10 protein-coding genes are annotated in these 12,399 nt (G+C 61.3%); 9 read left to right on the top strand and 1 reads right to left on the bottom strand.

Annotation, left to right across the window (positions count from 1 at the left end; all coding sequences use genetic code 11):
• Positions 1 to 173 precede the first annotated feature (173 nt).
• The 9 genes from A8O26_RS08870 to A8O26_RS08830 all read left to right on the top strand — a co-directional run bounded on the left by A8O26_RS08870 (position 174) and on the right by A8O26_RS08830 (position 11,193).
• A complete protein-coding gene (locus A8O26_RS08870; RefSeq protein ID WP_064117676.1) occupies positions 174 to 2,885 on the top strand; it encodes a TonB-dependent receptor in 2,712 nt (903 codons plus the stop codon).
• A 149-nt stretch (positions 2,886 to 3,034) separates the two neighbouring features.
• Entirely contained in the window at positions 3,035 to 4,900 is a 1,866-nt protein-coding gene (locus A8O26_RS08865) for an extracellular solute-binding protein (protein ID WP_064117675.1), read from the top strand.
• A 1-nt stretch (position 4,901) separates the two neighbouring features.
• A complete protein-coding gene (locus A8O26_RS08860) occupies positions 4,902 to 5,966 on the top strand; it encodes a microcin C ABC transporter permease YejB (RefSeq protein WP_064117674.1) in 1,065 nt (354 codons plus the stop codon).
• A complete protein-coding gene (locus tag A8O26_RS08855) occupies positions 5,966 to 6,988 on the top strand; it encodes an ABC transporter permease (protein WP_064117673.1) in 1,023 nt (340 codons plus the stop codon). Before A8O26_RS08860 ends, A8O26_RS08855 begins: the two co-directional genes overlap by 1 nt.
• A 1-nt stretch (position 6,989) precedes the next feature.
• Complete coding sequence (locus A8O26_RS08850) at positions 6,990 to 8,675, top strand: ABC transporter ATP-binding protein (RefSeq protein ID WP_253756777.1); 1,686 nt, start codon at positions 6,990 to 6,992, stop codon at positions 8,673 to 8,675.
• A gap of 116 nt (positions 8,676 to 8,791) precedes the next feature.
• Complete coding sequence (locus A8O26_RS08845; protein WP_064117671.1) at positions 8,792 to 9,313, top strand: DUF3455 domain-containing protein; 522 nt, start codon at positions 8,792 to 8,794, stop codon at positions 9,311 to 9,313.
• A 162-nt stretch (positions 9,314 to 9,475) separates the two neighbouring features.
• Positions 9,476 to 10,009: a sigma-70 family RNA polymerase sigma factor gene (locus A8O26_RS08840; protein WP_064117670.1), complete on the top strand. Its 534-nt coding sequence runs from the start codon at positions 9,476 to 9,478 to the stop codon at positions 10,007 to 10,009.
• Positions 10,006 to 10,698 carry an anti-sigma factor gene (locus A8O26_RS08835; protein WP_064117669.1) on the top strand — a complete coding sequence of 231 codons (693 nt, stop codon included), beginning with the start codon at positions 10,006 to 10,008 and terminating at the stop codon, positions 10,696 to 10,698. Before A8O26_RS08840 ends, A8O26_RS08835 begins: the two co-directional genes overlap by 4 nt.
• 132 nt (positions 10,699 to 10,830) lie before the next feature.
• Positions 10,831 to 11,193 (top strand): hypothetical protein, encoded by a 363-nt coding sequence (locus tag A8O26_RS08830; RefSeq protein ID WP_064117668.1) that lies wholly within the window; start codon positions 10,831 to 10,833, stop codon positions 11,191 to 11,193.
• Between the two features lie 70 nt (positions 11,194 to 11,263).
• Here the strand turns inward: A8O26_RS08830 and A8O26_RS08825 are convergent, their stop codons facing one another.
• Positions 11,264 to 12,355 (bottom strand): DUF1615 domain-containing protein, encoded by a 1,092-nt coding sequence (locus A8O26_RS08825; protein ID WP_064117667.1) that lies wholly within the window; start codon positions 12,353 to 12,355, stop codon positions 11,264 to 11,266.
• Positions 12,356 to 12,399 lie beyond the last annotated feature (44 nt).

The following is a 12,399-nucleotide window of genomic DNA, read 5'->3' as shown; positions in this document are numbered from 1 at the left end:
GCCACCGTTCGCTGACTCCCGTCGCAATCAGCCGACCGAAAAAACGCCACGCGTCTTCGGAGGGGATCGGCTTGCTTGAAGAAAGTGGTTTTCCGCACGCGGTATCACCGATAGCGGAGCAATGAGGGGCTCACAAGGCCAATTCGATAACGTCTGAAAAGTCGGAAATAACCATGCTGATGAACACTCCACGCTTCACGCTCAAACCCTTGGTGGCAACGATTTCTCGTCACCGTTTTGTTCCGTTGTATCTGGTGGCCATGGGGATGGGCGCCGGCACCGTGCAGGCGGCCGAGGACGACAACGGTGCCGTGCCCGCTGCGGCGGCCGTGGTGGCGCCGACCACGCAACTGCAACGGGTGGAAGTGACCGGTTCGGCGATTCGCCGGGTCGATGCGGAAACGGCGGTGCCGATCACCATTCTCAAGGCCGATGAGCTGCGCAAACAGGGCGTGACCACCACCGCCGAACTGGTGCAGCGCATCACTGGCAGCCAGTCGATCAACAACAGCGCAGGCTCGGTCGGCGCGGCGACTGGCGGTGCCTCGTTCGCTGACATGCGCGGCATCGGCGCGAACAAGACGCTGGTCCTGCTCAACGGTCGACGCCTGGCCAACAATGCCTTGTCGGGGACCAACTCGGCCGGCGGCGCGGTGGATCTGAACATGATCCCGTTTGCCGCGATCGAGCGTGTCGAAGTGCTGCGCGACGGCGCCTCGGCGCTGTACGGCACCGATGCCATCGGCGGCGTGATCAACTTCATCACCAAGAAATCCCTGACCGACGGCCAGTTGACCCTCGGCGGCGAAACCCCGACCCACAGCGGCGGCGGTGCAACCAAAGACATGAGCGCCAGTTGGGGCTACGGCGATCTGGAAGAGGACCGCTTCAACGTCCTCGGCGTGTTCAACTACAACAAGCAGCAGAACCTCGACGCCAACGACCGCTCCTTCGCCACCGACTACGCCCCCGGTCGCGGTCTCGATCAGACTTCCGGCACCGCATTTCCCGGCAACTACAGCCAGAACGGCAACGCCACCAACCCGCTGGCCAACAGCAATTGCAACGGCCCCAACCTGATCGCCCGCGACGGTTTGTGCCGCTTCAGCACCCGTGAATTCATCGATCTGGTGCCACAGACCGAGAAGACCTCGTTCTTCGGCAAGACCACCGGCAAGCTCGGCGACGACCACAACGTCAACCTCGAGTACTTCTGGTCGCGCAACAACAACGCCACGGCAGTCGGTCCTGCGCCGTTGACCGGCCTGAGCCTCGACGGCTCGTCGCCCTACTACCCCGGCAACGGCATCACCCCGGCGCCGACCGGTTTCGCCCTCGACCCGACGCAACCGGTCGATGTGAACTGGCGTGAAACCGCGGCCGGCCCACGCGAATCGAAAGACCAGAACACCAGCCAGCGCTTCTTGCTCAGTTTTGATGGCTTGGTCGGCGGCTGGGATTACAACGTCGGTGCCTCGTACAACCAGAACAAAATCGTTTCCAGCGTCACCAGCGGTTATGTCAGCGATCAGGCGATGATCGCCGGTCTGGCCAGCGGTTTGCTCAACCCGTTTGGCCCGCAGTCGGCAGCCGGTCAGCAGTACATCGACGACGCGGCGTACCACGGCGCTTACTCGACCGCAGTCGGTCGCGTGGCCGGTTTTGACGGACGCATCAGCCGCGAGATCGGCGACTGGTTCGGTGCTGGCCCTTCCGGTCTGGCGTTGGGTGGCGAGTACCGCAAAGAGAAATTCCATCAGGACTTCGAGTCGTTTGCCGGCGACATCCAGAGCCTCGGCATCGACCCCAACGGCAGTGTCGAGGGCGACCGCAGCGTCAAAGCCGCCTACGCGGAAATCAACGTGCCGGTGCTCGACAGCCTCGAACTGTCCGCCGCCGTGCGTCACGACAAATACAGCGACTTCGGCAGCACCACCAACCCGAAATACTCGTTCCGTTATCAGCCGCTGAAGGAGCTGGTGGTGCGCGGCGCCTACAGTGAAGGTTTCCGTGCGCCGTCGCTGTACGAGCTGTATTCGCCGCGCAGCATCACCTTCACTCAGGGCTTCTACAACGACCCGGTGCTGTGTACCGGCGGCGTCGTACAGCCGGGCGGCAATGGCGGGCGTGATTGCGGTCAGCAGTTCCTCAACCAGATCGGCGGCAACGAAGATCTGGCCCCGGAGAAGGCGCGCAACGTGACCCTGGGCTTCGTCTATCAGCCGATCAACAACCTGTCGGTGGGTCTGGATTTCTGGTGGATTCACATCTCCAACCAGATCCAGCCGTTCCCGGAATCCACCGTGTTTGATCAGGCCGGCTCCTACCCGGACCGCTTCGTGCGCAACGCCGATGGCACGCTCAACTACATCGTCACCGGCAACGCCAACCTCGGTATCGTCGAAACCAACGGTGTCGACGTGTCGCTGGATTACCGCTTCCCGAACACGCCGTACGGCCAGTTCGGTCTGGGGCTGCAAGGCACTTACGTCGACGAGTACGACTTCCAGAGCACCATCAAAGGCCCGTTCACCGACAAGGTTGGCGACTTCCGGGGTGACGGCGTGATCGCGCGCTGGAAGCACAACCTCACCGGCAGCTGGACCTTCGGCGCGGCGCGGGCGGCGCTGACCAACCGCTTCACCACTGGCTACAACGATTACGACCGCGAGACTCATGCGACGGTGGCGTCGTATTCGGTCTGGGACCTGTCGGCCGGCTACACCTTCGACAAGGTGCTGGATGTCGATGCCGGGATGAAGAACGTGTTCGACCGCAACCCACCGTTCTCCAACCAGGCCTACAACTTCCAGAGCGGCTATGACCCGCGTTACACCGACCCGCTGGGCCGCACCTTGTTTGCGCGCATGACGTACCACTTCTAACCGGAAACACCACAACCCCAATGTGGGAGCGAGCTTGCTCGCGAAGGCGTCGTGTCAGTCAACACATCCTTCGCTGACATACCGCATTCGCGAGCAAGCTCGCTCCCACAGGGATCCGGGTTTCTTCAGGGATTTTCAGGAGTGATCTCATGAGTTTTTTGCGCAACATGGCGGGCCTGCTGTTGGGCAGTGCGCTGCTGTGCTCCGGCACCTCGGCGCTGGCCGCTGGCAGTTATGCGCTGACGGTGTACGGCGAGGCGCCGAAATATCCGGCGGGTTTCCAGCATTTCGATTTCGTCGATCCCAACGCGCCCAAGGGCGGTTCGCTCAGCCGTGCGTCGATGGAGATCGGCCAGTACAACTACATCAGCCCGTATGCCGATCAGGGCATCTCCGTGGTGCAAGTCAACGACTGGGTGTACTCGCCATTGGCGTTCCGTTCGCTCGACGAGCCCTACACCGTTTACGCACTGGTCGCGCAGCAGATCGAACGCGACCCCGAAGGCTTGTGGGTGCGCTTCACCCTCAATCCAAAGGCACGTTTCGCCGACGGCACACCGATCACCGCCGAAGACGTGCGCTACACCTTCAACCTGCTGATGACCAAGGGCAGCCTGAGCTACCGCCAGCAATACGCCGACGTGCAGGACGTGCTGATCGAAGGCCCACGGCAGGTGCGTTTCACCTTCAAGAACAACCTCAACCGCACCCTCGCGCTGGACCTGGCGACGATGCGCGTGGTCCCCGAACATTGGTGGCAAACCCGCGACTTCGCCAATGGCGGCGGTTTCGAGCCACCGCTGGGCAGCGGCCCGTACCGGGTGAGCAAGGTCGACGCCGGACGCAGCATCAGCTTCCAACGAGACCCGGACTGGTGGGGCAAAGACCTACCGGTCAGTCGCGGGATGTACAACTTCGACAGTCTCACGGTGAATTTCTACGGCGACACCGACGTCGCCCGGCAACTGTTGCAGGCCGGCGCGTTTGACTACAACCGCGAGTTTTCCTCGTCCGGATACGTGGTCGGTTACGACAGCCCGGCGTTGCGCGACGGTCGCTTGCAGCAGTCGATTCTGGCCCCGGAAAAACCCACCGCCGCCCAAGGCTTCGTGTTCAACCTGCAGAACCCGATCTTCCAGGATCGCCGCGTGCGTCAGGCGATCAGCCTGTTGTGGGATTTCGAGTGGACCAACAAACAGATGATGCGCGGCTTCTACGTGCGCCAGAACAGCTTCTGGCCGAAGAGTGAAATGGCCGCCACCGCGCTACCTGATGCCGAAGAACTGAAGATCCTCGAACCGCTGCGCGGGCAGATCCCCGACGAGGTTTTCACTACGGTGTATCAGGCGCCGAAAACCGATGGCAGCGGCTACATCCGTGACAAGCAATTGCAAGCACTGCAGCTGCTCGCCGAGGCTGGCTGGACGCCGCAACACAATCGTCTGGTCAACGCTGCCGGTGAGCCGCTGGAGTTCACTTTCCTCGACGGTCAGGGCGGCTTCGATCGCATGCTGCTGCCGTTCAAACGCACCCTCGCGCAGATCGGCATCACCCTCAATCTGCGCCGCATTGATTCGGCGCAATACGTCAACCGCCTCAACGCCCGCGACTACGACATGATCGTCACCAGTTTCCCGCGCAGCGGCGATCCGATCGTCTCTCCCGGCCGTGAGTTGTACAGCCTGTACGCCTCGCAAAGTGCCACGCAAGTCGGCAGCTCGAACTCGATGGTGCTGGCCAATCCGGCGGTCGATCAACTGATCGACGGGCTGGTCCAGGCCAACACCCGCGAAGCCATGGTGCATTACGCCCGCGCCCTCGACCGGGTGCTGCAATGGGGTTACTACATGATTCCCAACTACTACTCCAAAGGCACGCCGACGGTGTATCAGAACCGCTTCGGCATGCCGCCGGTGCAACCGGCGTACGACGAAGGCCTCAACACCTGGTGGGAGGTCTCGGCCAAGGCGTTGACCACGCAACAGATGCACAGCCAACTCGCGGGGGGCCAGTGACATGTTGCGTTATCTGAGTCGACGTTTGCTGCTGATCATCCCGACGCTGTTGTGCATTCTGGTGGTGAACTTTCTGATTGTGCAGGCTGCGCCGGGTGGCCCGGTGGAACAAGCTATTGCCCGTTTGCAAGGCTTCGGCGGGCACAGCATGGGCGGCGGTGGCGAGGTCGCCGCGATTGGTGGCGCCGGACGCAGCAGCCGTGGCCTTGACCCGGCGTTGATCGAGGAAATCAAACACCATTACGGCTTCGACAAACCCGTGCACGAACGCCTGTGGTTGATGTTGAAAAACTACGCGCAACTGGATCTGGGCAGCAGTTTCTTTCGCGGCGCCAAGGTCACCGACCTGATCGTGCAGAAGTTGCCGGTGTCGCTGTCGCTGGGCTTGTGGGCGACGCTGATCACCTACCTGATTTCGATCCCACTGGGCATTCGCAAAGCGATCAGGAACGGCAGCGCGTTTGATGTCTGGAGCAGCACGGCGATCATCATCGGCTACGCGATGCCGGCGTTCCTCTTCGCGATTTTGTTGATCGTGGTGTTCGCCGGCGGCAGTTACGTCAACTGGTTCCCGGTGCAAGGGTTGGTCTCGGATAACTTCGACAGCCTGAGCACGCTGGGCAAGGTCGGCGACTACCTCTGGCACCTGGTGTTGCCGGTGACGGCGCTGGTGATCGGCGGCTTCGCCACGTTGACGATCCTGACCAAAAACAGCTTCCTCAACGAGATCAGCCGCCAGTACGTGATCACCGCACGGGCCAAGGGTCTGACCGAGCGCCGCGTGCTTTACGGCCATGTGTTTCGCAACGCCATGTTGTTGGTGGTGGCCGGTGTGCCTTCGGCGCTGATCGAGGTGTTTTTTGCCGGCTCCCTGCTGATCGAAACCATCTTCAACCTCGACGGCCTCGGGCGCATGAGCTACGAAGCGGCCGTGTCGCGCGACTACCCGGTGGTGTTCGGCGCGCTGTTTCTGTTCACCCTCTTTGGCTTGCTGATCAAGCTGATCGGCGACCTCTGCTACACCTTGCTCGACCCGCGCATCGACTTCTCGGCGAGGACTGCCTGATGTTCACTCTTTCTCCTCTAGGTCAGCGCCGTGTCGCGCAGTTCAAGGCCAATCGGCGTGGGCGCTGGTCGTTGTGGCTGTTCATCGGCCTGTGCCTGATTTGTCTGGGCGGTGAGTTGATCGCCAACGACAAGCCGCTGGTGATTCGTTATCACCACGCTTTCTACTTTCCGATCCTCAGCGATTACCTGGAAACCGATTTCGGCGGCGAGCTGCCGTTTCAACCGGATTACGCCAGCAATTACGTGCACAAACTGATCGAGGATCAGGGCGGCTGGATGTTGTTTCCGCCGATCCCGTTTAGCTACGACACGGTCAATTACGACCTCAGCGAACCGGCACCGAGTCCACCATCCTCGAGTAACTGGCTGGGCACGGATGATCAGGCGCGTGACGTGTTGGCGCGGGTGATTTTCGGCACGCGGATTTCGATACTGTTTGCGCTGATCCTCACCGGCATCAGTGCGTTGATCGGCATCGTCGCCGGGGCGTTGCAGGGTTATTACGGCGGTTGGGTCGACTTGCTCGGGCAGCGCGTGCTGGAAATCTGGTCGGGGTTGCCGGTGCTGTACCTGCTGATCATTTTGTCGGGGTTTGTCTCGCCGAGTTTCTGGTGGTTGCTGGGGATCATGGCGCTGTTTTCCTGGCTGGCGCTGGTCGATGTGGTGCGCGCCGAGTTCCTCCGTGGACGCAATCTCGAATACGTCAAAGCCGCGCGGGCGCTGGGCCTGACCGACAACGAACTGATGTGCCGACACATCCTGCCCAACGCGATGACCTCCACCCTCACCTATCTGCCGTTCATTCTGACCGGCGCGATTGCCACGCTGACTGCACTGGATTTTCTTGGCTTCGGTATGCCGGCCGGCACTGCGTCGCTGGGCGAATTGATCGGTCAGGCCAAGCGCAATCTGCAAGCGCCGTGGCTGGGGCTGACGGCGTTTTTTGCCCTGGCGCTGATTCTGTCTTTGTTGGTTTTTATTGGTGAGGCTTGCCGTGATGCATTCGATCCCCGGAGCTGACATGAAAGACAATTTGATCGAAATCCGCGACCTGCGCGTCGCCTTCGCCGGGCAAGCAGTGGTGCACGGGTTGAACCTCGATATTCGTCGTGGCGAATGCCTGGCGCTGGTCGGTGAATCCGGCTCGGGCAAATCGGTTACGGCGCATTCAATCCTGCGTTTGCTGCCGGGCAAGAACGTCAGCAGCAGCGGCGCGATCCGCTACAACGGCGTGGATTTACTGCACGCCAGCGAGCAGCAGATGCGCGGTTTGCGCGGCAATCGCATAGCGATGATTTTCCAGGAGCCGATGACGTCGCTGAACCCGCTGCACACGGTGGAAAAGCAGGTCAGCGAAGTGCTGGAGATTCACAAAGGTCTCAAGGGCCGCGCTGCCCGTGAACGCACGTTGGAGCTGCTGGAGCTGGTCGGCATTCGCCAGCCTTTGCAGCGTTTGAAAGCCTATCCGCATCAGCTCTCCGGCGGTCAGCGGCAACGGGTGATGATTGCCATGGCGCTGGCCAACGAGCCGGAACTGTTGATCGCCGATGAGCCGACCACGGCGCTGGATGTCACGGTGCAGCAGAAGATTCTCGAGTTGCTGATCGAGTTGCAGCAACGCCTTGGCATGTCGCTGTTGCTGATCAGCCATGACCTCAATCTGGTGCGGCGCATCGCGCAACGCGTGTGCGTGATGCGTCATGGCGAGATCGTCGAGCAGGCCGATTGCGAAGCGCTGTTTCGGGCGCCGCAGCATCCTTACAGCCGTTTGTTGATCGAGGCGGAACCCAGCGGGGCGCCGGTGCCGAGTGTGTACGATCACAACCTGCTTGAAGTCGATGATTTGAAAGTGTGGTTTCCTTTGCCCAAGGCGTTGTTCAGCCGCCAGCAGGATTACATCAAAGCGGTGGACGGCGTGAGTTTCACCTTGCAACGGGGCAAGACGCTGGGGATTGTCGGCGAGTCGGGTTCGGGCAAGTCGACGCTGGGTCAGGCGATCCTGCGACTGGTCGAATCCGAAGGCAATATCCGTTTCGGCAACAAGCAACTGAGCCTGCTCAATCAGCGCTTGATGCGGCCGTTGCGCCGGCAGATTCAAGTGGTGTTTCAGGATCCGTTCGGCAGCCTCAGCCCTCGGATGTCGGTGCAGCAGATCATTGCCGAGGGGTTGCTGACCCATGGCATCGGCACTGAAGCCGAGCGTGAGGCGGCGGTGAATCGCGTATTGGAGGAAGTCGGCCTCGACCCGCAGAGCCGGCATCGTTATCCCCACGAGTTTTCCGGTGGGCAGCGCCAGCGCATCTCCATCGCTCGTGCACTGGTGTTGGAACCGGCGCTGATTCTGCTGGATGAGCCGACGTCGGCGCTGGACCGTACGGTGCAGAAACAGGTGGTGGAGTTGTTGCGGCAATTGCAGATCAGGCATGGGCTGACGTACCTGTTTATCAGCCATGATCTGGCGGTGGTGCATGCGTTGGCGCATGACTTGATGGTGATCAAGGATGGCAAGGTGGTTGAGCAGGGTTCGTCGCGCGAGATTTTCGCCGCGCCGCAGCATCCCTATACCCAGGAACTGCTGAAAGCTTCCGGCCTCAAGTCCGCTGAAGCCCCCTGTGGGAGCGAGCTTGCTCGCGAAGGCGGTGGTTCAGAAATAAATGAGTCGACTGACACTACGCATTCGCGAGCAAGCTCGCTCCCACAGTTTTGATTAGCAGAGATTGAAAAATATTTTCAGGCACTGCATCCAAACGCCTCCGTCACGGGTAGTCCCTGTAACAGCCCTCTTCGGCTGTCAGCGGTCTACCCTTTTCGGAGATAACACTGATGAACATCACCCAACTGATCTGCCTCAGCGGTTTGCTCGCCGTCAGCGCCACGACCTTCGCCCAAAGCAGTTACCCCGACGCGATCAAAGTGCCGGACGGCCACAAGATCGCGATGGAAACCACCGGCGTCGGCGAGATCACCTACGAGTGCCGTGACAAGCCGAACGCGGCCGGGCAGACCGAGTGGACCTTCGTCGGCCCGAAAGCGGTGCTCAATGATCGCAGCGGCAAGCAGGTTGGCACCTACTTCGGCCCGCCCGCTACCTGGCAAGCCAAGGACGGTTCGAAAGTCACTGGCACGCAATTGGCCGTGGCCCCGTCGAGTCCGGGCAATCTGCCCTATCAACTGGTCAAGGCCAATCCCGTCGAGGGCAAAGGCGCGATGAGTGGCGTCAGCTATATCCAGCGTGTCGCGCTCAAGGGCGGCGTGGCGCCGGGCAGCGAGTGCACGGCGGCGAACAAGGGCAAGCAGGAAGTGGTGAAGTACCAGGCCGATTACATCTTCTGGGCGGCGAACTGATTCCTGGCACCACTGATAAACCCTGTGGGAGCGAGCTTGCTCGCGAAGGCGGAGTGTCAGTCAACACAGTCTTCTCCGACCGGCCGCCTTCGCGAGCAAGCTCGCTCCCACAGTGGACAATGTGTTCTGGATGTTTGAGGAATGTGAGCTAGATTGCACGCCATGCCTTTAGCCGAATCCGCGTTTGATTACGAAGCCCGCCTCGCTGCCTGTGCCCGTGGCGAGCGCTCGGCCCTGCGCGATTTGTATGTGCAGGAAGGCCCGCGCCTGCTCGGCGTGGCCAAGCGGCTGGTGCGTGACACGGCGCTGGCGGAGGACATCGTTCACGAGGCCTTCATCAAGATCTGGAACGGCGCGGCGGGGTTTGATCCGGCGCGTGGTTCGGCGCGGGGCTGGATGTTCAGCGTGACCCGGCATCTGGCGCTGAATCTGCTGCGTGATCACGGGCGGGAGACGCCGTTCAGTGAGACCCACGACGTGGCTGTGGACGATGACGGCTTCGGCGCCCACGCGCATTCGGCGCGCATCCACCGTTGCCTTGAGCAACTGGAGCCACAACGGCGCAGTTGCATCCTGCATGCCTATGTCGACGGCTACAGCCACGCGCAGATTGCCGCGCGCCTCGACACGCCGCTGGGCACCGTCAAAGCGTGGATCAAGCGCAGCCTCAACGCATTGCGGGAGTGCATGGGATGACCAGCGAATCAGCGCAAGACCGCGATGAACTGGCCGGCGAATATGTGCTCGGCACGCTTTCTTTTGAACAGCGGATCGAGGTGCAACGACGCTTGCCGAATGATCCTGAATTGCGTGCAGCAGTGGATGCCTGGGAGCGGCGCCTGCTGGAGTTGACTGATCTTGCCCCCTCGCAGCAACCGTCTGCGCTGTTGTGGCCGCGCATCGAACGCAGCCTCGACCGACTCACGGCAAAAGCGCAGCCGACTTCATGGTGGAATCTGCTGCCACTTTGGCGCGGTTTGAGCGCGGCCGGATTGGCCGCCACGTTGATTTTTGGCTCGATCCTGCTAACCCAGACCACGCCAAAACCAAGCTTTCTGGTGGTGCTGGTCGCGCCGCAGGACAAGGCCCCAGGCTGGGTGATTCAAGCGAGCAACTCGCGGGAAATTCAGCTGATTCCGCTTGGTGTGGTTGAGGTGCCGGCGGACAAGGCGCTGGAATTCTGGACCAAGGCCGATGGCTGGCAAGGGCCGGTTTCGCTAGGGTTGGTCAAGCCTGGGCAGGCGTTGTCGGTGCCGCTGGACAAGTTGCCGCCGCTGCAACCTAATCAACTGTTCGAGCTGACCCTTGAGGGCGCCAATGGCTCGCCAATCGGCAAACCGACCGGGCCGATTCAGGCGATCGGGCGCGCGGTGAAGGTGTTGTAAGGCTCTGCTCTGCGGGTCTTGGCAACCATCATCGGCGTCGATGTTCACCATCACGGCAATGAAGTTCTCATAAAAAATCCCCGGCGTAACATCGGCTCCATACCAACCAACAACACCCCGGAGCACACCATCATGAAACGCCAAACCCTTCTCGGCATCGCTTTCTCGGTCTTCGCTATCAACGCTTTCGCCGCCACCCCGGCCCACACCATGATCGCTGAAGGCGGCTCGGATAAATTGATCGAAAGCCGTGTGGCTGAAGGTGGCTCTGATCGCCTGCTCGAACGCCGCGTCGCTGAAGGCGGCTCGGATCGTCTGCTGGAACGCCGCGTCGCCGAAGGTGGCTCGGATCGTCTGCTGGAACGCCGCGTTGCCGAAGGTGGTTCGGATCGTCTGCTGGAACGCCGCGTTGCTGAAGGTGGTTCGGATCGTCTGCTGGAACGCCGCGTTGCTGAAGGTGGTTCGGATCGTCTGATTGAACGCCGCGTTGCCTGATGCCTGTCTGCAAGCGCAACACCCCAGAGAAACCCGGCTCCCCTGGCCGGGTTTTTTATGCCTGTGTGTTCTATCCGGCCTTGGCCATGCAGCGCTTGTAGCGCTCGTCAACACGTTTGGCAAACCACGCCGTCGTCAGTTTGCGGGTGATCTTCGGGCTCTGCAGCACGATGCCCGGCAGCACCGCACGCGGCAGCTTTTTCCCCTCCGCTTGCTCCGCCAGTTCGAATACCCGCTGATAGAGTCTGGTCTCTTCGAATTCCAGGGTTTTACCCTTCTCCAATTGATCGCGAATGGTCGGGTTGTGCATGCCCAGCGATTTACCGAGGGTGCGCACCGCCAGCTCCGTGCCGCCGGGCATGATCGAGTCGTAGCGGATCAGGTCGCCATCGAGCGCCAGTGGAATGCCCGAGGCGCGGCTCACCGCGTTTTGAAACGCCGCATTGCGACTGGCGTACCAACCGGCGTTGAAGTCGGCGAAGCGATACAACGGCTCGCGATAACTCACCGGATAACCGAGCAAGTGCGCGATGCCGAAATACATGCCGCCACGGCGGCTGAACACTTCGCGGCGGATCGTGCCGTCCACCGGATACGGATAATCCTTGGCGTGCTGCTCGGCAAATTCGATGCTGACTTGCATCGGCCCGCCGGTGTGCACCGGGTTGAAGCCGCCGAACAGCGTGCGGCCCATCGGCACCCGACCGATGAAGTCGTCGAAGATCGCGCTGAGTTCTTTTTCACTGCGCGCCGCATTCAGGCGTTCGCTGTAGGTTTTGCCGTTGGTTGAACGCACTTGCAATGCACCGCTGACCAACAGGCTGGGGATGTGCACTTTAGCGGCGCGACGGTCGATTTCGTCGCGGGCGATTTTGCCCAGGCCGGGTACGGTGGGATCGGCTTGAAAGGTGGATTCCTGTTCGGCCACGGCCAGCACCGAACAGAGGTTTTGTGTAGTCGGGCTGATGTTCTGCGCGGCAAATGCCGCGTAAATATCAGTGGCCCAACCTTGCCGATCAGCGGTCTTGGCCGGCATCAGCCGTACGATCTCGGCCTTCACTTCAGCGGGCGCACGCGGCACCGGTTCCTGGCCGCGCTGCCCTGCGCAACCGGCGAGCACCAGCAGTGCGGCGAGCGTGATCGGTAATCGAAAGTTGTGCATGAAGCCTCATTCAGTCCGTTGTGCCGGGTTCACCATACGATCAA

The sequence above is a fragment of the Pseudomonas fluorescens genome, assembly GCF_001648775.1.
GTDB lineage: Bacteria > Pseudomonadota > Gammaproteobacteria > Pseudomonadales > Pseudomonadaceae > Aquipseudomonas > Aquipseudomonas fluorescens_M.
This window is presented reverse-complemented; position numbering and strand designations above follow the sequence as displayed.

Coding starts and splice junctions, on each gene's coding strand:
- A8O26_RS08870 (WP_064117676.1), top strand. CDS start 174: ATGCTGATGAACACTCCACGCTTCACGCTCAAACCCTTGGTGGCAACG.
- A8O26_RS08865 (WP_064117675.1), top strand. CDS start 3,035: ATGAGTTTTTTGCGCAACATGGCGGGCCTGCTGTTGGGCAGTGCGCTG.
- A8O26_RS08860 (WP_064117674.1), top strand. CDS start 4,902: ATGTTGCGTTATCTGAGTCGACGTTTGCTGCTGATCATCCCGACGCTG.
- A8O26_RS08855 (WP_064117673.1), top strand. CDS start 5,966: ATGTTCACTCTTTCTCCTCTAGGTCAGCGCCGTGTCGCGCAGTTCAAG.
- A8O26_RS08850 (WP_253756777.1), top strand. CDS start 6,990: ATGAAAGACAATTTGATCGAAATCCGCGACCTGCGCGTCGCCTTCGCC.
- A8O26_RS08845 (WP_064117671.1), top strand. CDS start 8,792: ATGAACATCACCCAACTGATCTGCCTCAGCGGTTTGCTCGCCGTCAGC.
- A8O26_RS08840 (WP_064117670.1), top strand. CDS start 9,476: ATGCCTTTAGCCGAATCCGCGTTTGATTACGAAGCCCGCCTCGCTGCC.
- A8O26_RS08835 (WP_064117669.1), top strand. CDS start 10,006: ATGACCAGCGAATCAGCGCAAGACCGCGATGAACTGGCCGGCGAATAT.
- A8O26_RS08830 (WP_064117668.1), top strand. CDS start 10,831: ATGAAACGCCAAACCCTTCTCGGCATCGCTTTCTCGGTCTTCGCTATC.
- A8O26_RS08825 (WP_064117667.1), bottom strand. CDS start 12,355: ATGCACAACTTTCGATTACCGATCACGCTCGCCGCACTGCTGGTGCTC.